The organism is Rhizohabitans arisaemae, assembly GCF_025996515.1.
GTDB lineage: Bacteria > Actinomycetota > Actinomycetes > Streptosporangiales > Streptosporangiaceae > Rhizohabitans > Rhizohabitans arisaemae.
Genome location: NZ_BLRH01000035.1, coordinates 802,047 through 824,036 on the forward strand (window position 1 = coordinate 802,047; position 21,990 = coordinate 824,036).

Consider the following 21,990-nt stretch of genomic DNA (forward strand, 5'->3'; position numbering starts at 1 on the left):
GTCACCAGGTGAGTTGCTGTGAACCGGCTCGTCCGCCCGGCGGCGGGGTGTGAGCCTACCGCTGACCTGCCCCGGCCGACTCCGGGGTGGGGTCACCGGAGCCGTTGCGCCGCTTCAGCAGCGCCCACCCGCCAAGGGCCAGCCCGCCCCAGGGAATCTCGATCACGTAGGTGTAGAACCAGAACAGCAGGACCGCGGCCGTCGCGGCGCTCGGGGGCGCCCCCATGGCCACCAGGGCGGTGGCCGTACCGATCTCGGTGAACCCCGAACCGCTCGGCGAGACCACCGCGGTGGTGAGGACCCGGTTCAGCGCGAAGGCGGCGACCGTCTCCGCCGCCCCCGGGTAGGCGCCGGTCGCGTGCAGGCAGGCGAACAGGAGCGCCAGCTGAAGTCCGAGGAAGGCGGCCATGCCGAGGGTGAGGCCGAGCCAGCGGGCGTGCACCACGTCGGTGATGTTGCCCCGGAGCCTCTCCAGCCCGGTCGAGGCCCGGCCCGGTTCCCCGCGTAACCTGGGCGGCAGCAGCCCGTTGAGCCGGTCCAGGATCCGGCCGAGCCGCGCGGCCGCGGCGTCCCAGTAGAGGGCGGCCCCCGCCGTCACCACGATGGTCGCGATCATCAGCGCGCCCACCACGGCGGCCGAGGTCACCGAGTCGCTCGGGGAGCGTCCCGCGATGAGCAGGGCCACGATGCCCACGGCGGGGAGCAGGAACCGGAAGAGCGTGTTCCACACCCCGGTCACCACAGTCATCACCACGACGGGACGGTTCGGATGGCCCCATCCCCGCGTCATCGTGAACGTCAGCGCCACCCCGGCGGCCCCGCCGAAGGGCAGCAGGTTGCTCACCGCGCTGCCGGCCGCGTTCAGGCTGAGCGCCTGCAGATGGGTGAGCCCCGGCAGGGCGGAGGTGAGGACGAAGGTGTAGGCCCACAGGCTCGCCAGCCAGAGCGCGGTCAGCAGGGCGATCGTGGCGGGGGCGAGCCGGCCCAGCTCGGTGAGGACGTGCGTCCACTCGGTCCCGATCAGCCGGGGCAGGAACACGATGAGGGCCGCGGCGAGTGCCAGGGAGATCACCGACAACCCCGCCCGTACCCACGTGTTCTTCACGATGCCCCAATCACCCCGCTCGGTCTTGACCCGGGCCATGCTAAGTCGTCACGGCCCGCGGCGCGTCGATCGCCGGAAAGAGCGTCGCCACCGGGCCGGGAAGGTCACCGGGGGGCGGGTTCGTCGAACGGGTGACGGAGCCGGGTGCCCGGGGGGAGATCGCGCCGTACGTACCATTCGGTGCCGAAGACCACCCGGAACAGGGGCCGCGGCAGCCGCAGGAAGACCGAGAGGGTCCGCTCGCCGTCCCCGCCGGTGGTCTGGGTGGTGTGCGCCGCCATGCTGGCCCGTTTGGCGGCGGAGTACCGGCCGACCTTGACCCGGTGGGTGATCGTCTCCGACGGGGAGTAGGCCCGCTCGAAGCTGCGCAGGTCGAACTCCGGAGGAAGCCGGTAGATCCGGGAGACCAGGCGCAGCGCCCGCATCAGCAGGCCGCGGTCGACCGTCGCCTCCAGCACGATCCGGGTCCCGGCGATCTCCGCCGCGCGCACCCCGACCCGGTGGACCTGCACATGGTCCGGGTGGCCGTACCCGCCCGCCGGATCGTAGATCGTGACCAGGTCGGCGCTCTCCTCCTTCAGGATCGTCGCCAGGCGCTGCGCGGCCTCCTCCACGTCGGCGTCGATGAAGGAGTCCCGCGGACGGTCCACCGGCGCGCCACCCTCACCGGCGAGCCCCGAGTCGGTGTAGCCGAGGAGCTCGACCCGGGCGCAGCCGAGCGCCTTCGCCGACCGGTCGAGCTCCTCAAGACGGGTCTCGCCGAGGGCGCGGTCCGTCGGCGCGGCCAGGCCACGCTCACCCGCGGTGGCGACGACCAGGACGACCCGATGGCCCTGCGCGGCGAGCATGGCCATGGTCCCGGCGGTGAGCAGGGCCTCGTCGTCGGGGTGGGCGTGGAAGAATACAGCGGTACGTGGCACTCAGACATGATCCCACGCCGCGTTTGAGGAGGGCATGGCGGTTTGAGGATTCTGCACGTCAGCGACTGCTTCCTCCCCCGTCTCGGCGGTATCGAGGTCCAGGTGGGAGATCTGGTCCGCGCGCAGCGGGAGGCCGGCCACCACGTCGAAGTCGCCACCGCCACCCCCGGCGACTCCGGTCACGGGGTGCATCGGATCACCGCGCGGATCCCGTTCGACCTGCCGCTCCACCCCCGCGGCGGGCACCACCTGCGCCGGCTCTACGCCGCGCGGCGGCCCGACGTGGTCCACGTCCACCTCGGCGCGGTCTCGCCGTTCTCCTGGACCGCGGTGCGCACCGCCGTACGGGCGGGGCTGCCCACGGTGGTCACGGTGCACAGCATGTGGGATCCGGTCACCCGGGCCGTCTACCGCCTCCTGGACCTGCTGACCGGGTGGACCCGCTGGCCGCTGCTGGTCACCACGGTGAGTGAGGCGGCGTCCCGGCCGATCCGCGCCGTGGCCGGCCCGCGCATCCCGGTGCGCGTCGTCTCCAACGGCCTGGACGTCGACGCCTGGCGTCCGGTACGGGCGACGACGCCCCCCGCGGCCTCGGCGGCGTCCCCGGTGCACATCGTGGCCGTCGGCAGACTCGCCCCGCGCAAGCAGCCGGTACGGCTGCTCAAGCTGATGCGGACCGCGCGGAGCCGGGTCCCCGGGGAGACCCCGCTCCGCGTCACCGTCGTCGGGGACGGCCCCGCCAAAGGCGCGATGGAGCGTTACCTTCGCGCCAACGCGATGTCGGACTGGGTGGCGCTGCCCGGCCGGTTCACCCGGGAGCAGATCAAAGAGCTGCTGGCCTCCGCCGACGTCTTCGTCGCGCCCGCCCCCCGGGAGTCCTTCGGACTGGCCGCGCTGGAGGCCCGCACCGCCGGCCTCCCGGTCGTCGCCCGGACCCAGAGCGGTGTCGCCGACTTCGTCGAGTCCGGCCAGGAGGGCCTCCTCGGCGGCAGCTTCGAGCAGCTGGCCGCCGCGATCGCCCGCCTTGCCCGCGACCCCGCCCTCAGGCGGCGCATCCAAGCCCACAACCGTGAGACCGCCCCCGTCGACTGCACCTGGCCGGCCGTCATAGAAGCCTTCGACGACACCTATGTCCAGGCCACAACCCGCACCAAATCCCACCGCTCAAACCGATGACCCCAAGGGCCCTACCTGGTGGCAAGTATGGCTGGACCTTAGGTGCTGGTCGCGCTACGTCCGCACTTCTCGCGCCGCGTACTTTGCGGCGCGGGAATGCGCGCGGCGGATCGTGCCGCGCTGCCTTTTGCGCGGCACGATCCGCCGCGGTCAATGTTTGAAAATACTGTTCTTGTAAGCCTGAACTCACCCAACGGGGTATCGCACGTCCGTGGTTTTGGTCCGGCCCGCTCTCCCGCAGGTTGTCAGCCGCGGTTGAGGACCAGGAAGCCGTCGCGGTCATAGACGATCTTGTAGCCGCTCTGCAGGAGGGTGTCGATCTGTTCGCGCTGCCGGTCGGCTGAGGCGAACGGGTAGGCCCATTGGAGGGTGTCGGCGACGACCCAGGGGGCGTTTCTGGGGGTGTTGTCCCAGAGGAGGACGGTGGTCCGCGCGCTGAGGGCGGGACCGAGGTGGTTGACGGCTTCGACGGTGACGCCGTCGGGAACCTTGGAGATCGCCTCCTCGGCGGCGGCCGTACGGGGGGTGCTCCGGTAGAAGGCGGGGTCGACCAGCTGCTTGAAGGCGAAGTTGGGGAGGAGGGTGACGGAGACGGTGAGGACGCAGGCGGCCCATGAGGTCCCGATGACGCGGGCGCGGACCTGGTCGCGGGGATCGGGGGCCGGGGCCGGGCCGTCGGGGGTGTCCTCGGCGGGGTCGTCCGCTTCGGGTTCGCGGTGCGTGGCGAGGGCGATCCAGCGGGTGATCCGGGTGACGCCGTCGACGGCGGCGAGCATGACGATGACGATGACGAAGGCGTTGTACTGGAAGTCGGCCTGCCACCACAGGACGCGGTCGCTCAGCAGGCGTTCGAGGACGAGCGGGATCGCGGGAACGATCAGGGGCGAGGCGAGGCAGGCGAAGAGGACCGGCCAGAGCAGCAGGCCGATGGTGCCGATCTTGGCGCCGTGGCTGAACAGCAGGGCGAGGGTGCCGATGGGGTCGCCGAGCACGTGGAGCGCGGCCGAGGCCACGTCGGGGCCGAGGTGGTTGTAGGCCCAGAAGTAGGCGGAGTCTCCGCCGGCGGCGGGGATGAGCACGTTCCGGGTGAGGGCCATGGCGGAGAGCCCGCCGGCGACGAAGGCCGCGCCGACCGCCCAGCGCCGGGTGACCAGGAGGTAGAGGCCGAATCCGGAGACGAGCAGGCCCATGTCCTCTTTGACGAGGAGCAGGCCGAACGCGGCGAGCGATCCGGGCAGGATCCGTCCCGCGTCGAACCGCTCGATCATGATCGCGGTCAGCACCGGGACGAACGCCACCTCGTGGAAGTCGAAGTTGACGGCTTGGGCGACCGGCCAGGAGATCAGGTAGGCGACGGAGACCAGGTAGGCGGGGGCCGTGCCCATCCGGCGGCGGGTGTACCGCCAGATCCAGGGGACGGCCAGGGTGAACAGGACGGCTTGGGCCACCAGGAGGGTGGCGGGCCCGTCGTGGATCCAGTACAGCGGGGCGAGCAGGGCGAGGATCGGGCTGAAGTGGTCGGCGAGCTGCAGGAAGTCGACGACGCCGAACTTGTTCACGCCGACGGCGGGGCTGTAGGGGAGCCCGAATCCGGACCAGCCGCGTACCGCCTGGTCGAAGATGACCAGATCGAAGACCGACGCCCGGTGGAGCCCGAACTTGACCAGGCTGAGCAGGGCGTAACAGGACGCGGCCACGGTACAGATCACGGCGAGGGCGATGACGTGCCGCCGGTGGCCGCCGGGTCGTACGCCGATGCTCGCGGGGGGTTGCAGGGCGCTGACTGTCACGGCGGAAGCCTACTGTTTCCCCATCGGTCCGATGCGGGCCGCCCTGGCCTGCGGGCCCGTCGTCAGTCGAGCGCGATCCGGTGCCACTCCTCGATCCTGGTGATGTGGACGGTCGCCCACGACCTGGCCACCTCGGCCTGGCGGTTCGCGATCGCCGCGCAGATCGCCTCGTGGTGCCGGCGGAGTTCCTCGACGGCGGCGGGCCGGGTGAGCCCGCGGCAGGTCTCCGCGCGGATCGTGGGCCCGGACAGGCTCTCGATGAGGGAGCAGAGCACCTGGTTTCCCGAGCCGAGGGCGATCCGCCGGTGGAACTTCAAATCGTGTGCGACGAGCTGCTCGGCGGTGGGGTCCCCGGGCAGCGCGGCGATCATGTCCCGCAGTTCGCCGACGTCGTCGTCGGTCATGCGCTGGCTGGCGAGGGCGGTGGCGGCCGGTTCGAGGACCCGGCGCACCTCGAAGAACTGCAGCGCGGTGGTCTCGTCGTGCAGGTCGACGACGAAGGACAGGACGTCGAACAGGAGTGAGGGGTGCAGGCTGGTGACGTAGGTCCCGTCGCCTTGCCGGACGTCCAGCACGTTGATGAGCGCCAGGGCGCGGACCGCCTCGCGGAGCGAGTTGCGGGAAAGGCCCAGTCGATCGGCGAGGTCGGCTTCCCGGGGGAGCCGATCACCCGGGCTCAGCTTCCCGGAGAGGATCATTCCCTTGATCTGGTTTATCGCCTCGTCCGTGACTGCCACATGCCCTCCCAGGCATTGGGTGCCTCCTAGCGTAGGTGAAATTTCGCGCACGTGGTGGGGAAGAGGCGGCATCCTGATCTCATGGGGCACCCGCTTATCCGAAAGATCGTGTTAGTTCAGGGCATCCTGCTGGCAGGCCTCCTCACGATCGTCGTCGCGGCGCTGGGCCCGTGGACCGCGGTGCCGAAACCCGATCGGGCCCCGCCCGATCCGGTGCCGCCGGTGACCCCGGCCGAGGCGGCCGTCTGGGGCGTCTACACCGCGCTCGGGGACTCCTTCTCCGCCGGTATCGGCGCGCTCGCCGACCGGGAGACCGCGTCCCGGCCCGGATGCGGGCGATCCGAGCTCTCCTACGCCCCGCTCATCGTCACCGAGTTCCTCTTCCGCGGCGGCAACCGCTTCCTGGCGTGCAGCGGCGCCCGGGTGGCGTCGCTCTTTCGCCGGTACGGCGGCCAAGGCCCGCAGGTCGACGGGGTGGACGGGCGGGCGAGCCTGATCACCCTGACCATCGGCGGCAACGATCTCGGGTACGCAGGCGTCCTGAAGAACTGCGTGACCAGCGTGCTCTGGTCGGACTCCTGCCGGGAGCAGCAGCCGGAGATCCTGGCCCGGATCGACGTGCTGCGCGCGGACCTGGCCAGGCTGCTCGGTGAGCTGCACCGCAAGGCGCCGCGGGCCAGGATCGTCGTGATGGGCTATCCGAGGCTCTTTCCGGAGCGGCCCTCCGGGTCGGTCGACTTCGTCGGCGCCGACGAGCAACTCTGGCTCAACGAGATGACCCGCCGGGCCAACGAGGTGATCCGGCAGACCGTCCGCGGGGTGGACGAGGAGATCGTCGCGGCGCGGGACGGGGGGAGCGCCGAGTTCGCCGACGCGTTCACCGCCTTCGACGGCGGGGAGGCCGGGACCGCCAGTCCCTACCTGCACGCGCTCAACGTCGACTTCCCGGTGAACGTGGATCCCCGGAGCTTCCACCCGAACGAGGCGGGCAACCGCCGCCTCGCCGAGGTGGTCCGGGCCCAGGTGCACGCGGGACCGGGCCGGCCGCTCGCGCAGCCGTACTGTCTGATCACCCCACGCAGGAAGGACGCGGACTCGCGGGGCTCGTGACGTGGGCGCGCTGGACCGGGACGGAGATGTCGCCCGCGGTGAGCTTGGCCGGATAGCCGGGGATCACCCCCAGGGCGGTCTCCGCCGAGACGCCCGGGCCGGTGAGGGCCACCGCGCAGGTGGTCTCACTGGACAGGGGGACGTCGGTGAGGACGGTCAGCCGTCCGGCGCAGACCGTGGTGTCCCCGGTGACGTCGAAGCTGGCGAGTTCGAGGGTGAGGCCCGCTCCGCAGGCCTTCATCGCGGCCTCCTTTCGCGCCCAGATCCGGTAGAAGGCCGGGCCGTGGGCGATGGGGATCTCGCGGGGGTGGAGCAGCCGGCCGACGTCGTGGGAGCGGTCGGTCTCGATGTCGGCGACGTCGATTCCGACCTCGTGCACCCGGGAGACGACGACGGCCGTCTCCCAGATCGCGTGGGAGAGGTTCCAGGACTCGGGGACCGAAGGGCTGATCAGCACCGGTTTGCCGTGCGGTTGCCCGCATCCGGCGCAGGGGGCCGCGCCGAATTCCAGCTCCCGGGGCCCGGCACCGCCGTAGGAGGCGAGGACGAGCCGAAGAAAGATGTGGGATTCGAGGTATCTGTCCCGGTCGGTCGGTCGGATGAACCGGGCTGCCCGCTCCTCCTCGGCGGCTGAGAGCACGCCCCGGTGAGGTGTGAGGTGCCCCGCGGCCGTCCGGCGGTCGATGTGCCATATATCGGTGATGTCCTCCACGGAAACCTATGGTGCCCGATCGCGCGTGATCTGTGATCCCACCCGGCGGCCCGGGAAAACCGCTCGGCCGTGCAAATCGGTCGTCATGGTTCCGTCAAGAACCGCATCCACGGGATAAGCCCGGGTAGGGCCTCAGTAGGAGGAGTCATGAGCGAGGACGATGGCGTGCTACAGCCCGCCGACAGCCTGGAGACCGACGATCTTCGAGCGGACCCTCTCGACACCGGCCTGATCCCACCCGACCGGTGGTCGGCAGGGCAGAAGTTCGGCACCACCGCCGACGAGCAGCGGCAGGGGGAGTCCCTGGATCAGCTGCTCGCCGAGGAGGAGCCGGACGTCGACCCCTACGCGCCCGAACCGGGTGAGTACGAGTCGACCGGAGGCCGTCGCGCGGGGCGCCTCGTCGCGCCCGACGAAGGGGCACACGGCGACGTGGAGTCCGAGATGATCGCCTCGGACGTGGGCATCGACGGAGGGGCGGCCGGAGCCGAAGAGGCGGCGGTCCACATCGTCGAGGAAGAGTAGGGTGCCCGAAGCCGAGGGCCACCGCCACGGCGCGGTGGTCCCGGTGGCCGCCGCGGCCGCGCTCGGCGGGTTTCTCTTCGGCTACGACACCGCGGTCGTCAACGGAACCGTGGGCGCGCTGGAGAGCACCTTCGGGCTGAGTCCGGCCGCCCTCGGCTTCATCGTCTCCTCCGCCTTGATCGGCTGTGCGGCGGGCGCCTGGTTCGCCGGGCCGCTCGCCGACCGGCTCGGCCGGGTCCGGGTGATGCTGCTGGCGAGCGTCCTGTTCTTCGTCAGCGCCCTCGGCTCCGGGCTCGCCTTCGATCCGGTGGTGCTCACCCTTTTCCGGGTGATGGGCGGGCTCGCCATCGGGGCCGCCTCGGTCATCGCCCCCGCCTACATCGCCGAGATCGCCCCGGCCGCCCTGCGGGGACGGCTCGGCTCGCTGCAGCAGCTGGCGATCGTGACCGGGATCTTCCTCGCGCTCCTCGTCGACTACGCCCTCGCCGGGCTGGCCGGCGGCGCCGCCCACGACGTGCCCTGGGGCGGCGCCGCCTGGCGGTGGATGTTCGCCAGCGCCGCGCTCCCGGCGGCGATGTACGGCGTACTCGCGCTCCGGATACCCGAGTCGCCGCGGTACCTGGTCGCCCGGCGCCGCCTGGGCGAGGCGCGCGAGATCCTCGGGCGGCTGGTCGGCGGGGACGTCGACGGTCGGATCGGCGAGATCGCCAGGACGCTCACCCTGGACCGGCCGGTCCGCCTCGGGGATCTGCGCGGCCCGCGCCTGGGCCTGCTGCCGATCGTCTGGGCCGGTGTGCTGCTCTCGGTGTTCCAGCAGTTCGTCGGGATCAACGTGATCTTCTACTACTCCTCGGCCTTGTGGCGCTCGGTGGGTTTCACCGAGCACGACTCCCTGCTCATCACGGTGATCACCTCGGTCGTCAACATCGCGACGACCTTCGTGGCGATCTCGCTCATCGACCGGGTGGGCCGCAGGCCGCTGCTCCTGACCGGTGCCGCGGGCATGACGGTCACCCTGGGCCTCATGGCCGTCCTCTTCGCCACCGCGCCGATCGTGAACGGGGCGCCGGTCCTCGGCGACCTGCCGGGGAAGGCGGCACTCGTCGCCGCCAACCTCTATGTGGTCTTCTTCGGGTGCAGCTGGGGCCCGGTCGTCTGGGTGCTCCTCGGCGAGATGTTCAACAACCGGATCCGCGCGTCCGCCCTCGCCGTGGCCGCGGCGGCCCAGTGGGTGGCCAACTGGCTCGTCTCCGCGACGTTCCCGGTGCTGGCGGGGGTCGGCCTGGGACTGGCCTACGGGCTGTACGCGGTGTTCGCGCTGCTCGCCTTCGTCTTCGTCGCCACCGGGATCCGGGAGACGAAGGGGATGGAACTAGAGGACATGGCATAACTTACGGATCACTGACATCGTAACCGGATGAATATCCCCTGATCCCCAATCATGAGATCCTTCACCAGGATCTTGGAGAAACGGGGTAGTGGGGTGGGGACGATCGAAGCCGTCGAGGAGCTTCAGGAGTCGGCGGTACGGACCAAGTCCTGGTTCTCCAGGTCGTGGCCGAGCAGTCAGGCGCCGCCCCGGCTCGGCCCGGCGGCACTGGCCATCACGACCGTGACCAGCGTCGGGGCGCTCGCCACGCTGGCGCTGATCGGCTTCCTGGTGGGGGAGCCCGTACTCATCCCGTCGCTGGCCGCGAGCATGGCGCTGGTGGCCGGGGCGCCGAGCACCCCGCTCGCCCAGCCGCGCAACGTCGTGGTGAGTCAGCTCGTCTGCGCGCTGGTGGGGTTCGCGGCCCACTGGACGCTGGGGTCCTCGCCGTGGAGCGCGGCGCTCGCCGGGGGGCTCGCCCTCGGTGCGATGCTGGCCTGCCGCGCCTCGCACTCACCCGCCGCGGCCACGGCCATCATCGTCACGGTGACCGGCCCGCCGATCTTCCCGTTCCTGCCGCTGCTGGCCCTGTCGACGGTGGTGATGGTGGCCGCCGGCTTCGCCGGAGCCCGGGCCCAGGGGATCAAGTACCCCGTCTACTGGTGGTGATCGCACCCGGCAAGCCGGTGTTTTACCCTGTAGACCGACGCCTTGGTTGAGTGAGGCTTCCGGAGGACCGGCGGAGGTTTCGACGGAGTTCGGGTTCCAACCCTCCGAGCTCTGCTCCGCCGGTCCGTTCTGTGTGCGTCCCGACGGCGGGGGATCCGCCGGTAGGCGCACTCGGCTTTCCCGTCTGCCGGCGGTGGTGCGTGCCGCCGTGGGCTTCGTCAGGACCCCGGCGGGATCACCATTGCCTCGGATCGGCACACCCGGTCTCTTATTGCGAATTAGTCGCAGTTAATATCTGCACGCGACTAGTTTCCCCGTGAAGCGAGACCATGTATGAAGCGCCCCCTGATCGCCTTGCTCACCGTCCTCGGGCTCACCGCCACGGCCTGCGGCGGGACCGATCCAAGCCGTCCAAGGAACACGGACGACACCGTGGTCGTCTCCGTCGGCAACGCCGTCGAGACGCTCAACCCGATCCTCGGCTTCGGCGCCGACGGCGGATCGATGATGTTCGACGGACTGGTGACCCGGGACGACGACCTGGAACCCGTCCCCGCGCTCGCCTCCGCGCTGCCGACCACGTCCGCCGACGGCAAGACCGTGACCTTCACCCTCCGGCCGGGGGTGAAATTCCACGACGGGACGCCGCTGACCTCCGCCGACGTCGTCTTCACCTACACCGAGGTGCTCGACGAGAAGAACAACTCGCCCATCCGCGGCGACTTCGCGGCCATCGACAAGGTGGAGGCGTCCGACCCGGCCACCGTGGTGTTCACCCTCAAATACCCCTACGCGCCCCTGGTCCAGCGGACGACCCTCGGCATCGTGCCGAAGAACATGGACAAGAACACCTTCGGCACCCGGCCGGTGGGCACCGGTCCGTTCAGGTTCGAGTCCTGGACCCCGGGCGACAAACTCGCCCTCACCGCCAACCCGGACCACTGGGGCGGGGCACCGGCGATCAAGCGGCTCGTCGTCGCCTTCGCCGCGGACGACAACGTCCGCGCCACCCGCATGGCGGCGGGCGAGTTCGACGCCGTCGTGCTGCCGCCCAAGCTCGCCGCGTCCTTCCGCGGCAAGGACGGCCTGACCGTGTACGACGTGCCGAGCGCCGACTACCGGGGCGTCATGTTCCCGCTGGAGCGGCCCGTCACCGGGGATCCGGCCGTCCGCCGGGCGCTCAACCTTGCGGTGGACCGCAAGGCGATGACGGACGGCATCCTCGCCGGAACCGGCAAACCCGCCTTCGGGCCGATCGCCCCCGGCACCAAGTGGCACGCGGACTCGGTCACCGGCCCGGCCGCCGCCGATCGGGCGGGCGCCGCCAAGATCCTCGACGCGGCGGGCTGGACGGCCGGTTCCGGCGGGCTGCGGGCCAAGGACGGGGTCCCGGCCAAGTTCACCCTCATGTATCCCGCCGGGGACTCGCTCCGCAAGGAACTCGCGCTCGCGGTCGGCTCCGACGCGCGCAAGGTCGGCATCGAGGTCGACGTCGTGGGGCTCGACTGGGACGCCATCGAGGGGCGCATGGACAAGGACGCCCTCCTCATGGCGTGGGGCAGCCCTTACGACCCCGACTACATCAACTACAACCTGTTCCACTCCAGCCTCGCGGGCCAGGGGTTCTTCAACCCCGGCAGACTCCGCGACCCCGAGGTGGACCGCCTGCTGGCGCAGGGGCGCGAGTCCGTCGACCAGGCCGTCCGCAAGCAGGCCTACGACGCCTTGCAGCAGCGGATCCAGGATCGGCAGGTCTGGCTCTACCTTCTCTTCCTCGACCACGTCTACGTGGTGCGCGGGAAGTGGAGCGGGATCGCCCCGGCCGTGGAGGCCCACGAACACGCGATCGGCGGCCTCTTCCGCGACATCCACAAGTGGCGGCCGACGCCGTGAGGGCGCGCGCCATCGGGCGCATGGTCGCGTGGCGGCTCCTGTTCGCCGTACCCCTCCTGCTGATCGTCACGGCGGTGATGTTCGCCCTGGCGAAGGTCTCCCCGTTCGACCCGGTCCGCCAGTACCTGGGGGACCGCGCCTCGCTGACCTCAAGCGAGGTGGTCGAGCAGATCCGGCGGAACTGGGGCCTGGACCGGCCGGTCCTGGAGCAGTACCTCACCTGGCTGGGCAATCTGCTCCGGGGCGAACTGGGGGACTCCCGCTCGCTGCACCGGCCGGTGGCCGAGATCATCGGTGAGCGGCTCGGCTGGACCCTGCTGATGGTGGGCCTGGCCCTGGTGCTGATGCTGGTGGCCGGACTGGTCGTGGGCACGCTCGCCGCCTGGCGGGAGAACTCCTGGCTGGACCGCGCGATCAGCGGCGGCGCCCTCGCCAACGAGGCGGCGCCCGTCTTCTGGTTCGCCCTCATCGTCATCTCGGTCTTCGCCGTGCGGCTGGGCTGGTTTCCGGCGGGCGGGCTCACCGACCCGGCCGCGACCTCGATCACCCCGGGGGACGTGGCCCACCATCTCGTGCTGCCCTGCCTCGTCCTGGCCGTCTCCCAGTCCTCCTGGCTCGTCCTGTTCGCCAGGGAGTCGGTGCTCGGCGTGCTGCGCGAGGACTTCGTCGTCGGCGCCCGGGCCCGTGGACTCCGCGAGCGGACGGTGCTCGTCCGGCACGCGCTGCGCTCCGCGCTGCTGCCGTACATCACCCTGATCGGAGTGCGTATGCCCGAGCTCGTCACCGGGGCGATCCTGGTCGAGACCGTGTTCTCCTGGCCCGGCGTCGCCTCGGTCTCGGTCGAGGCGGCCTTGGCGGTGGACTTCCCGCTGCTCGCCGCGGTCACCCTCCTCGGCACCCTCGCCGTGCTGCTGGGGAACCTCGTGGCCGACGTCTGCCACGTCCTCGCCGACCCCCGGACGGTGGCCGATGCGTGAGGTCGCTGGCACCCGCAGGCCGTACGGACACCGGGTCGCGCTCGCCGTCCTGGCGATACTCGCCGTGGCGGTCCTGGTCGTCCCGCCGATCGCGCAGGTCGACCAGCGGCTGGTCGACCTGTCCGCGGCCGGTCTGCCGCCGTCCTTCGCCCATCCCTTCGGCACCGACGAACTCGGGCGGGACGTTCTGCTGCGCAGCCTGTACGGCCTGCGGGTGTCGGCGCTCATCGGACTGGCCGCCGCGGTCACCGGGGTCATCCTGGGCACCGCGGTCGGGCTGCTCGCGGGCAGCCTCGGCGGGCTCGCCGACCGCCTGCTCATGCGGGTGGCCGACGGGGTCCAGGCCCTGCCCCACCTGCTGGCGGGGATCTTCGTCGTGGCGCTCTTCGCCCCCGGCGTGGTCGCGGTCGTGGTCTCCGTCGGGGTCACCCACTGGCTGACCACCGCGCGGATCGTCCGGTCCGAGGTGCTCAGCCTGCGCTCCCGTACCTTCGTCGAGGCGGCGATCGGCGGCGGGGCCGGCCGGGCGCGGATCGTGTTCCGGCACTACCTGCCCCATCTGCTGCCCCAGATCATGCTCGCCTCGGTGCTCCTGATCCCGCACGCCATCTGGCACGAGACCGCGCTGAGCTTCCTCGGGCTCGGGCTGCCGCCCCACCTCGCCTCCCTCGGCAACATGATCAGCGACGGGCAGCGCTCGCTGCTCACCGGGCATTGGTGGTCCAGCGTCTTCCCCGGGCTGTTCATCTTCGTCCCCACGCTCGCGATCTCGGTGGTCGCCCGCCGCCTGCGCGATCGCCTCAGCCCGCGCCGCAGATCGGAGCTGACCCTGTGAACGGCCTCCTCGTCCGCGGGCTCACCGTCCGCTTCCTGCTGCGCCGGGCCGTCGTGCACGCGGTCGCCGACGTCGGCCTCACCCTGACCCCGGGCCGGTGCCTGGCGGTGGTCGGCGAGTCCGGCTGCGGCAAGTCCGTCATGGCGCACGCCCTGCTTGGGCTGCTCCCCGCCAACGCCCGCGTCGAGGGGGAGGCCTGGCTCGACGGGGAACTCCAGCTCATCGGCGCCCCCGAGCCCGTCCTCGCCCGCCGGGTGCGCGGGCGGCGGATCGGGCTGATCCCGCAGAGCCCGGCCACGCACCTGACCCCGGTGCGGACCGCCCGCTCCCAGCTGCAGGAGACCCTGAAGGAGCTGACCGGCGCGGGGGGCTCCGCGGCGCGGCTCCGCACCCGCGCGGACTCCCTCGCGGCCCGGGCCGGGCTGGACCCCGCCGACCTGGACCGGTACCCGCACGAGCTCTCCGGCGGTACGGCGCAGCGGGTCGCCAACGCGCTGGCCCTGGCCGGGGACCCGCCGATCGTCCTCGCCGACGAGCCCACGACCGGCCTGGACCGGCCCTTGATCGAGGCGACCATGGCCGAGCTCCGCCGGTTCTGCGACGAAGGGCGGGCCGTGCTGCTGATCACCCATGACCTCCGGGCCGCCGAGCTCGTCGCCGACGACATCGCGGTCATGTACGCCGGGCGGATCGTCGAGACGGCCCCCGCCGGCGACTTCTTCGCCGGTCCCCGCCACCCCTACGCCGACGGGCTGCTTCGGGCCCAGCCGACCCGCGAGTTCACCCCGATCCCCGGGTTCGCGCCCGAGCTCACCGCGCTCCCCGACGGGTGCGCGTTCGGTCCCCGCTGCGGCGGGGCGGACGCCGCCTGCCGGAGCAGGCCCGAGCCGCGGCCCGCCGGCCGGGACCGGCTCGCCGCCTGTCACCACCCGTTGGAGGGCCGGGATGCCTGACACCTGTGCGCTGGAGGCGGCCGGGGTCACGGTCGCCTTCGACCGGCGGGCCGCGGTGCTGGATTCGGTGTCGTTCCGGATCGAGCACGGCGCGGCGGTCGGCCTGGCCGGGCCGAGCGGCTGCGGCAAGTCCACGCTGGCCCGGGTGCTGGCGCTGCTGCTCAAGCCGTCCGCGGGCTCGGTCCGGCTGGACGGGAGGCCGGTCACCGGATGGCGGTACCGGGCGCCCCGCGAGGCCCGTACCGCGATCGCGTTGATCTTCCAGCAGCCCAGGGCCGCGGTCGACCCGCGGCTGACGCTCGCCGAGATCGTCGCCGAGCCGTTGCTCGCGTCCGGGCGGGCGGGCCGCAAGGAGGCGGCGCACGCGGCCGCGTCCCTCGCCGAACGGACCGGGCTCACCGCCGACCTGCTCGGTCGCAGGCCGCACGAGGTCTCCGACGGGCAGCTGCAGCGGGCGTGCGTGGCCAGGGCGCTCGCCCTGGAGCCGCGGTACCTGGTCTGCGATGAGATGACCTCCATGCTCGACGCCTCCACCCAGGCCTTCCTGGTGGCGGCGGTCGAGGAGTACCGGGCCCGGACCGGGGCCGGGCTGCTGGCGATCAGCCACGACGAGGCGCTGCTGGCCCGCTGGTGCGACGAGGTCCGTACCCTGCCGTGATCTCCGCGCGGCGAGGCCGGCCCCGGGGAGGAGCCGGCCTCGCCGCCACGCCTTGCCGACGTCCGTCCCTCCCGGCGTCCCTCGCCGACCCGGGAGAGGACGGACGGATCCGCGACTCAGCCGGAGTGCCAGAGCGGTGGGCTCGGCGGTGTGGAGTCCTCCCGGCCCGGCAGGTCTCCGGCGGTCAGCCGGAGCCGGCGGATGAGCCGGGCGATCTGGATGCATTCGATCTGCGACAGTTCGGCCATCCCGGCGTTCGTCTGGGCCACGGCCCTGATCGCCTGCTGGGTGACCCGGCGGCCGGTCTCGGTGAGCTGGGCGAGTTTGGTCCGCCGGTCCGCCGGGTGGCCGACCCGGCGGACCAGGCCTCTGGTCTCCAGCCGGTCCACGGTGTTGGTCACCGTGGCCGGATGCACCATGAGCATCTCGCTGAGTTTTCCCAGGGGTAACGAGCCGCCCGGCGCGAGCATGAGCACCATGAGCGCCTCGAAGCGGGGCATCGTCAGGTTGTGCGGCGCGAGCGCCGCGTCGATCCGTTCTTGGATTAGCTGCTGGGCGCGTACCACGGAGATCGCGGCGGCGATCGCGTCCCGCGCCTCGAGCCCGGCGTCGCCCCACTGTCGCCGGATCTCCTCGATCGGGTCCAGCGTCGGAATGGAGCCCTTGGTGGTCGTCATCTCACCCTTCCCGGCCCGCGGCCGCGAGCCGAAAACCTTCCACTCAAATACTTCTTATTTCGAACTATCGGGTTATATCTAGCCTGGTTGATCTAGAATACTGCGTCCGAAATTGATTGGTTATGCACTGGCGGTCCGCGGGTGCCAAATGACCCGCTATATCGATCATCGGTTCGTGTACGGATGTCGGCGCCACGACCTTGGCATGTCGTAGTGATGCCGTTTGGGGGTCACCGACATGACATGCCGGCGTGTGCGAAATACGGTGGATCCTCCCTTTCAGGAGCCCTCTGTGCAGCTCGCGGACGCCGTACCGAAGACTCGCGGGAACGCGCCGCCGGAGGCCGGGGAGGCGGCCGGTAACATCCGCGTATCACTCTTTCCCCATCAGTAGAGGAACGTCATGCCACAGGCTCCCGTCAACGTCACCGTTACCGGCGCCGCCGGCCAGATCGGCTACGCCCTGCTCTTCCGGATCGCCTCGGGCCAGCTGCTCGGGCCGGACACGCCGGTCCGGCTGCGCCTGCTGGAGATCCCCCAGGCGGTCAAGGCCGCGGAGGGGACGGCGATGGAGCTCGACGACTGCGCGTTCCCGCTCCTGGCCGGCATCGACATCAGCGACGACCCGCGGGTCGCGTTCGACGGGGCGAACGTCGCCCTCCTGGTCGGCGCCCGGCCCCGGACCAAGGGCATGGAGCGCGGTGACCTGCTCCAGGCCAACGGCGGCATCTTCAAGCCGCAGGGCGAGGCGATCAACGCGGTCGCCGCCGACGACATCCGGGTCCTGGTGGTCGGCAACCCGGCGAACACCAACGCGCTGATCGCCCAGGCCCACGCCCCGGACGTCCCCGCGGAGCGGTTCACCGCGATGACCCGCCTGGACCACAACCGGGCGCTCTCCCAGCTCTCCGCCAAGCTCGGCGTCCCGGTCACCGCGATCAAGCGGATGACCATCTGGGGCAACCACTCGGCGACCCAGTACCCCGACCTCTTCCACACCGAGGTCAACGGCAAGATCGCCGCCGAGCAGGTGGACGGCGAGTGGCTCCGCGAGACCTTCATCCCCACCGTGGCCAAGCGGGGCGCCGCCATCATCGAGGCTCGGGGGGCCTCCTCGGCCGCCTCCGCGGCGAACGCGGCGGTCGACCACGTCCACGACTGGGTGAACGGTACGGCCGAAGGCGACTGGACCTCCGCCGCCGTGGTCTCCGACGGCTCCTACGGGGTCCCCGAGGGGCTCATCTCGTCCTTCCCCGTGGTCTCCGCCGGCGGTCGCTACGAGATCGTCCAGGGCCTGGACATCGACGCCTTCTCCCGGGAGCGGATCGACGCCTCGGTCCGGGAGCTGGTCGAGGAGCGCGACGCCGTCCGCGGTCTCGGCCTGATCTGACGTCGGCATCCGACGCCCGCGGGGGGCGGCCCGGCCGTCCCCCACGGGGGGCCGGCGGCGCCCGCCGGGCGTCAGCGGGAACGTTCCCGGGGGACGCGGCGACCGGCGTCGCCGACGATACGTTCGATCAGATCCTCGTAGGACTGCCCCTGGGCGGTCGCGGCCGTGGCCGCCACCGAGCGGTCGGACAGCCCGGGGCAAGGGGTGACGTCGAGCACCTGCGGGCCGTCGGGGCCGAGGATGAGATCGACCCTGGCCAGGTCGCGCACCCCGAGGACCCGGCCGGCGTCCATGGCCGCCTTGGTCACCACGGCCAGCTCCGGCGAGGTCAGGTCCGGGGGCGCGATGTACTTGACCCCGTTCTCGCTCATGCGCACGTGGATGTCGCACAACCGGCCGGCCGATCGGATCTCCACCGGGATGAGGGGGCGCAGCCCCCGCCCCACCAGGCAGACGCTGAGTTCGACGCCTTCGACGTACTCCTCCACCAGGACCTCGCCTCCGTGGGCGAAGGCCGCCATGACGGCGGCGGGAAGCTCCTCGGGCGTCTCGACCAGGTGCACCCCCACGCCCTGGCACTGCCGCGCCGGCTTGACCACGACCGGGTAGCCGATCCGTTCCGCCCCGGACCGGAGCGCGTTCATCCCCTCGTAGTGGCGGATCGCCTCGGCGTCGACGGAGACGAACTCGGGCGTCGCGACCCCGGCGCGGTCGAGCATGCGCTTGGCTCCGGGCTTGTGCGCGATGAGGGCGCACGTCGCCGAGTCCGAGCCGAGATAGGGCACCCCGAGCCCCTCCAGGACCGCGGTGATCGAACCCTGCTCGCCCTCGACCCCGTAGACCAGCGGGATCACCAGATCGGCTCCGTCCAGATCGGGCCATTGCGCGTCCGCGGTGATTTCCGTCACTTCGTGGCCGCGATGCCGAAGCGCCACCGCGACGTGATGCGATGACCTGAGGGACACCGAACGCGTATGGCCCCAGCCTCCATGGATGAGCACGATCCCGTTCAAGGCGTCTCCCCGCTCCTCTCTGCCCGCGCGTCAACGTATCAGACGCCGCAATTACTAAGAGGTCTGATATTTCGAATAAGAGATGTTGCTCAGGCAATTGGTGGGGTTGTTGGGATACGCCGGATCGAACCGGGTGGAGAACGCCTCAGGCCGTACCGCATCGCAATCCGAACCGGTTCGCCGAGCCGTGCCGGGTCCCGGCACAGGCGGCGAATCCCCGCTTCGGGTCTTGCCAACCCAGGCGCGGGTCCACGCGTCTCACGTGCTGCGAATAAGTAATGAAAATTGTGCATCAAATCTCTCATGTCGCATTAGAGGACACAGGGGTGTTTGGCGGCACAGGGTGCCACAGGGTGTGCAAAGGGGCGGGGCTCATCCCGGGAGGGTGGGAGATGGCACGGAGGACCGCGACAGGAAACGACGTTCTGCGCAAAGTCGGCGGCTGGCCGAAAAGCAGCCTGCTGGGAACCCTGGAGGAGCGGACCAGGGACGAACTGCTCCGCCTCGGCAGCCTCCAGCAGTACGCCACCGGGGAGATCCTGCTCATGGAGGGCGAGCGCTCCACCCACGTGTTCCTCCTCATCGAGGCGTGCGTCAAGGTGACCTCCACCACCGAGGACGGCAAACTCGCGCTGCTCGCGATCAGGATGGGCGGCGACCTCGTCGGCGAACTGGCCGGGCTCGACGGGGAGCCCCGGGTCGCCACGGTCACCGCGGCCGGGCCCTGCGTGGTCCGCCGCATGTCCCAGGAGGTCTTCGTCGACTTTCTGACCCGGCATCCCGCGGCCTCGCTCGCGGTCAACCGGAGCGTCGCCGGCAAGCTCCGCCACGCGACCCGCAGGCGGGCCGAGTTCGGCAGCCGAGCCACCTCGACCCGGCTGGCCAGAGTCCTGCTCGAACTGGCCAGGAACTACGGGGAGGCCGGCGAGGAGGGGGTGGTGATCGGCGTCTCGCTCACCCAGCCCGAGCTCGCCGCCCTGGTCGGCGCGGCCGACCCCACCATCCACAAGGCGTTGACCCAGCTGCGGCGCGGCGGAGTCGTCGAGACCGGGTACCGCCGGATCGTCATCCGGGACATGGCGACGTTACGCCTGCAGGCGGGAATGTCGCCAAACTCGTGGGATTACGAGGTTCCGGGGGCGCCGGGGACGGACACTGGGCGGATCTGACCATCCGCCTCCGGGCGTCGCAGGGTCCCAGGGAGAGCCAGATGACCGACGCTTCCGCCTCCGTTCGCCGACTGTGCGTCGCCGTGGACGTCGACGACGGGGGGCCGGACCCGCTCGGTTCCGGGCATTCGCTGCCGCATCTGGTGGCCCGGGCGAGCTCGGCCACCGGACTCGACCGGCTCTGCATGCAGCAGGACGCGGAGGCGGGCGGCGGACTGCTCCTGCTGCTGCCGCCCGGGGTCGACGAGGCGAAGGTCATCGGCGACCTCCTCGGCGAGCTGCGGGCCGTCCTGTGGCGGCACAACCGGCACGCCGGCGCCTCCGGGCGGATCCGGCTCCGGCTCGCCTTCCACCAGGGGCTCACCCGGATCGGCGAGGTCGGCTTCGTCGGCCGGGCCGTGGACACCGTACGGCGGCTCTGCTCCTGCGCCGAGCTTCGACGCGAGCTGATCCGGCACCCCGACGCCGATCTCGCCGCGATCCTCTCCGAGCAGCTGTTCGACGACGTGATCGAGCATGAGCGCCATGGGCTGCGGCGCTGCTCCTTCCGCGCGGTCGACGTCCGGGAGGACGGGTGCACCCGCCGGGCCTGGATCCACGTGCAAGGCGTTCGCGGCGACGCCGTGCCGGCGCCGCGCAGGGGCGAAAGCCCGGACGGGCGGCTCGTGACCTGAGCGGGGGTACGGCGCGCGGCGCGTCCCGTACCCCCGCGGATCAGGCCAGGGCGGCGATCGCCAGCCAGCCGACCGCGGAGATCAGCATCACCGCGCTCCAGCCGATCGCCGCGGCGACGTATCGGTGCTTCGCCACCGCGATCTCGGCGAGGACGCCCACCACCTCCCACACCTGCGCGCACTGCTCCCGCGCCCCCGTCGCGGCGGCCGGGGCGTCCGGGCGGGGGCGGCTCGGGAAGGAGAACCGGTTGGCACCCGGCAGGGGGACGGTCCGCGGCCGGATGGCCTGGATGAGGTACCACCAGCAGATCGCGAGCGCGACGAGGAAGGTCGCGAGCGTCGCCACCAGCGGCACGAGCACCGGAAAGGCGGCCGAGCCGAGTACCGGGCGGATCTCCCCGATCTGGGTGGCCATCAGCGCGGTGAGCCCGGCGTGGGCCACGACGATGGTCCCGACCTTGCCGTCCGCCTGAGAGGTGGCACTCTGAAACGAGGAGAGCGTCGCCAGCGCGACATGCAGCTCCTCTCCCGGGGACAATTCCGGGTCGGTCCGGTGGGGATTCGTGGGTGTCTTCTCCGCGGTCATCTCTACCTCCGAGAATGAGTGAATCTCGTGGGGCGCGGTGTGAACATGGAGAACTACCGCCTGAGTGCGTGTCCTATGTCTCAGGGGAATGTCATCATTTGACGGATTCTCTGCGTCATGGATCCGGGGAACTTGACAGGAGCGGGGCAGGAAACCGGTTGCCGAGCCTTCTGGGTGTATTGTCATAATTCGTGATATGTCATGGACTTTTACTGCGAATCTGAGTGATTTTCCGGCGTCCGCTGAAGAGTGGCTCCGCGCGGACCTGATTCGGAACACGGTTCCGCTGACCATCCTGGCCCGGATGCGGCACGAGCCCCGGCGGGACGACGTGACGCTCGGCTGGTACACCCGCGACGGCGAGGTGCACGGGGTCGTCCTGCGCACGCCGCCCTTTCCGCTGGTCCTGGGGAACATCCCGGCGGACTCCGCCGGCGAACTCGCCTCGGTGCTGCGCGGTCACCGGGAGCCGCCCGGCGTCAACGGCCCGATGGAGTCGGTGCTCGCCTTCCACGCGGCTTGGGACCGGCCCGAGTCCACCCGGATCACCCATCGGCTCTACCACCTGGAGAGCCCGACGCCGCCTTCGCCGCGAGGCGCCGCACGGGCACTCGGCCCGGCGGAGGAGGACCTGGCGGTGGACTGGTTCGCCGCGTTCATGGCGGAGGCCGAGCCGGAGAACGCGGACGCGGACCACAAGGACTACGTCAGGTCCAGAATCGGGCGGCGGGAACTCGTGTTCTGGGAGGTCGACGAAGAACCGGTGACGATGGCGGGATTCTCCACACCGATCGAGGGGATGTCCCGGATCGGACCGGTCTACACACCTCCGGCCCACCGGAGGAGAGGGTACGGCTCCGCGGCCACCTGGGCGGTGACCGAGGCCGCGCAGGCGGCGGGGGCCGATCGGGTGCTGCTCTTCACCGACCTCGCCAACCCGACGTCCAACTCGATCTATCAGAAGCTCGGCTACCGGCCGATCACCGACTATCTGATCGTGTACTACGCGTGATCCGACGCCGGGTCCGTTCACCGGCCTGATTGGGGAGTAC

The 21,990-nt window shown here is 71.2% G+C and carries 22 protein-coding genes; 14 read left to right on the top strand and 8 right to left on the bottom strand.

The features are described from left to right. Nucleotides 1-55: 55 nt before the first annotated feature. Both RUR_RS25595 and RUR_RS25600 read right to left on the bottom strand, forming a co-directional pair. Complete coding sequence (locus RUR_RS25595) at nt 56-1,144, bottom strand: lysylphosphatidylglycerol synthase transmembrane domain-containing protein (RefSeq protein WP_283137732.1); 1,089 nt, start codon at nt 1,142-1,144, stop codon at nt 56-58. Between the two features lie 65 nt (nt 1,145-1,209). After that, complete coding sequence (locus RUR_RS25600; RefSeq protein ID WP_283137733.1) at nt 1,210-2,025, bottom strand: PIG-L family deacetylase; 816 nt, start codon at nt 2,023-2,025, stop codon at nt 1,210-1,212. A 42-nt stretch (nt 2,026-2,067) separates the two neighbouring features. Between RUR_RS25600 and RUR_RS25605 the strand changes: the two genes are divergently transcribed. After that, nucleotides 2,068-3,201, top strand: a complete 1,134-nt coding sequence (locus RUR_RS25605; RefSeq protein WP_283137734.1) for a glycosyltransferase family 4 protein — start codon at nt 2,068-2,070, stop codon at nt 3,199-3,201. A 245-nt stretch (nt 3,202-3,446) separates the two neighbouring features. On the opposite strand, the gene RUR_RS25610 is transcribed toward RUR_RS25605, so the two are convergent. Together RUR_RS25610 and RUR_RS25615 are read right to left on the bottom strand one after the other, a co-directional pair. Beyond that, a complete protein-coding gene (locus RUR_RS25610) occupies nt 3,447-4,991 on the bottom strand; it encodes a DUF2079 domain-containing protein (protein WP_283137735.1) in 1,545 nt (514 codons plus the stop codon). A gap of 62 nt (nt 4,992-5,053) precedes the next feature. Next, complete coding sequence (locus RUR_RS25615; RefSeq protein ID WP_283137736.1) at nt 5,054-5,728, bottom strand: FadR/GntR family transcriptional regulator; 675 nt, start codon at nt 5,726-5,728, stop codon at nt 5,054-5,056. 108 nt (nt 5,729-5,836) lie between these two features. Between RUR_RS25615 and RUR_RS25620 the strand changes: the two genes are divergently transcribed. Next, nucleotides 5,837-6,838, top strand: coding sequence for an SGNH/GDSL hydrolase family protein (locus RUR_RS25620; protein ID WP_283137737.1), 1,002 nt, complete (start codon nt 5,837-5,839; stop codon nt 6,836-6,838). On the opposite strand, the gene RUR_RS25625 is transcribed toward RUR_RS25620, so the two are convergent. After that, nucleotides 6,798-7,550 carry a 4'-phosphopantetheinyl transferase family protein gene (locus RUR_RS25625; RefSeq protein ID WP_283137738.1) on the bottom strand — a complete coding sequence of 251 codons (753 nt, stop codon included), beginning with the start codon at nt 7,548-7,550 and terminating at the stop codon, nt 6,798-6,800. The two genes, RUR_RS25620 and RUR_RS25625, sit on opposite strands and share 41 nt — an antisense overlap. Before the next feature lie 147 nt (nt 7,551-7,697). On the opposite strand from RUR_RS25625, the gene RUR_RS25630 reads away from it, so the two are divergent. From RUR_RS25630 to RUR_RS25665, 8 genes are all read left to right on the top strand, one after another. Then, nucleotides 7,698-8,075, top strand: coding sequence for a DUF5709 domain-containing protein (locus RUR_RS25630; RefSeq protein ID WP_283137739.1), 378 nt, complete (start codon nt 7,698-7,700; stop codon nt 8,073-8,075). Nucleotide 8,076: 1 nt separating this feature from the next. After that, a complete protein-coding gene (locus RUR_RS25635) occupies nt 8,077-9,465 on the top strand; it encodes a sugar porter family MFS transporter (RefSeq protein ID WP_283137740.1) in 1,389 nt (462 codons plus the stop codon). 93 nt (nt 9,466-9,558) lie between these two features. Further along, nucleotides 9,559-10,113 carry an HPP family protein gene (locus tag RUR_RS25640; RefSeq protein ID WP_283137741.1) on the top strand — a complete coding sequence of 185 codons (555 nt, stop codon included), beginning with the start codon at nt 9,559-9,561 and terminating at the stop codon, nt 10,111-10,113. A 333-nt stretch (nt 10,114-10,446) separates the two neighbouring features. After that, a complete protein-coding gene (locus RUR_RS25645) occupies nt 10,447-12,006 on the top strand; it encodes an ABC transporter substrate-binding protein (RefSeq protein WP_283137742.1) in 1,560 nt (519 codons plus the stop codon). A gap of 20 nt (nt 12,007-12,026) precedes the next feature. Continuing rightward, nucleotides 12,027-12,983 (top strand): ABC transporter permease, encoded by a 957-nt coding sequence (locus RUR_RS25650; protein ID WP_283137743.1) that lies wholly within the window; start codon nt 12,027-12,029, stop codon nt 12,981-12,983. Continuing rightward, a complete protein-coding gene (locus RUR_RS25655) occupies nt 12,976-13,818 on the top strand; it encodes an ABC transporter permease (RefSeq protein ID WP_283137744.1) in 843 nt (280 codons plus the stop codon). Before RUR_RS25650 ends, RUR_RS25655 begins: the two co-directional genes overlap by 8 nt. After that, a complete protein-coding gene (locus RUR_RS25660; RefSeq protein ID WP_283137745.1) occupies nt 13,815-14,771 on the top strand; it encodes an ABC transporter ATP-binding protein in 957 nt (318 codons plus the stop codon). Before RUR_RS25655 ends, RUR_RS25660 begins: the two co-directional genes overlap by 4 nt. Then, the gene (locus RUR_RS25665) at nt 14,764-15,429 is read left to right on the top strand and encodes an ABC transporter ATP-binding protein (protein WP_283137746.1); all 666 of its coding nucleotides are present in this window, start codon (nt 14,764-14,766) and stop codon (nt 15,427-15,429) included. Before RUR_RS25660 ends, RUR_RS25665 begins: the two co-directional genes overlap by 8 nt. Nucleotides 15,430-15,545: 116 nt before the next feature. Here RUR_RS25665 and RUR_RS25670 read toward each other — a convergent pair whose 3' ends face one another. Further along, nucleotides 15,546-16,106: a MarR family winged helix-turn-helix transcriptional regulator gene (locus RUR_RS25670; protein ID WP_283137747.1), complete on the bottom strand. Its 561-nt coding sequence runs from the start codon at nt 16,104-16,106 to the stop codon at nt 15,546-15,548. A 403-nt stretch (nt 16,107-16,509) separates the two neighbouring features. On the opposite strand from RUR_RS25670, the gene RUR_RS25675 reads away from it, so the two are divergent. Then, a complete protein-coding gene (locus RUR_RS25675; RefSeq protein ID WP_283137748.1) occupies nt 16,510-17,496 on the top strand; it encodes a malate dehydrogenase in 987 nt (328 codons plus the stop codon). 71 nt (nt 17,497-17,567) lie between these two features. Here RUR_RS25675 and RUR_RS25680 read toward each other — a convergent pair whose 3' ends face one another. Beyond that, nucleotides 17,568-18,404 carry a D-alanine--D-alanine ligase family protein gene (locus tag RUR_RS25680; RefSeq protein ID WP_283137749.1) on the bottom strand — a complete coding sequence of 279 codons (837 nt, stop codon included), beginning with the start codon at nt 18,402-18,404 and terminating at the stop codon, nt 17,568-17,570. 497 nt (nt 18,405-18,901) lie between these two features. On the opposite strand from RUR_RS25680, the gene RUR_RS25685 reads away from it, so the two are divergent. Both RUR_RS25685 and RUR_RS25690 read left to right on the top strand, forming a co-directional pair. Then, nucleotides 18,902-19,678: a Crp/Fnr family transcriptional regulator gene (locus RUR_RS25685; RefSeq protein ID WP_283137750.1), complete on the top strand. Its 777-nt coding sequence runs from the start codon at nt 18,902-18,904 to the stop codon at nt 19,676-19,678. 41 nt (nt 19,679-19,719) lie between these two features. After that, complete coding sequence (locus RUR_RS25690; RefSeq protein ID WP_283137751.1) at nt 19,720-20,352, top strand: hypothetical protein; 633 nt, start codon at nt 19,720-19,722, stop codon at nt 20,350-20,352. Nucleotides 20,353-20,392: 40 nt separating this feature from the next. On the opposite strand, the gene RUR_RS25695 is transcribed toward RUR_RS25690, so the two are convergent. Further along, nucleotides 20,393-20,938, bottom strand: a complete 546-nt coding sequence (locus RUR_RS25695) for a Pycsar system effector family protein (protein WP_283137752.1) — start codon at nt 20,936-20,938, stop codon at nt 20,393-20,395. Between the two features lie 304 nt (nt 20,939-21,242). On the opposite strand from RUR_RS25695, the gene RUR_RS25700 reads away from it, so the two are divergent. Beyond that, nucleotides 21,243-21,950 carry a GNAT family N-acetyltransferase gene (locus RUR_RS25700; RefSeq protein ID WP_283137753.1) on the top strand — a complete coding sequence of 236 codons (708 nt, stop codon included), beginning with the start codon at nt 21,243-21,245 and terminating at the stop codon, nt 21,948-21,950. Nucleotides 21,951-21,990: the final 40 nt, after the last annotated feature.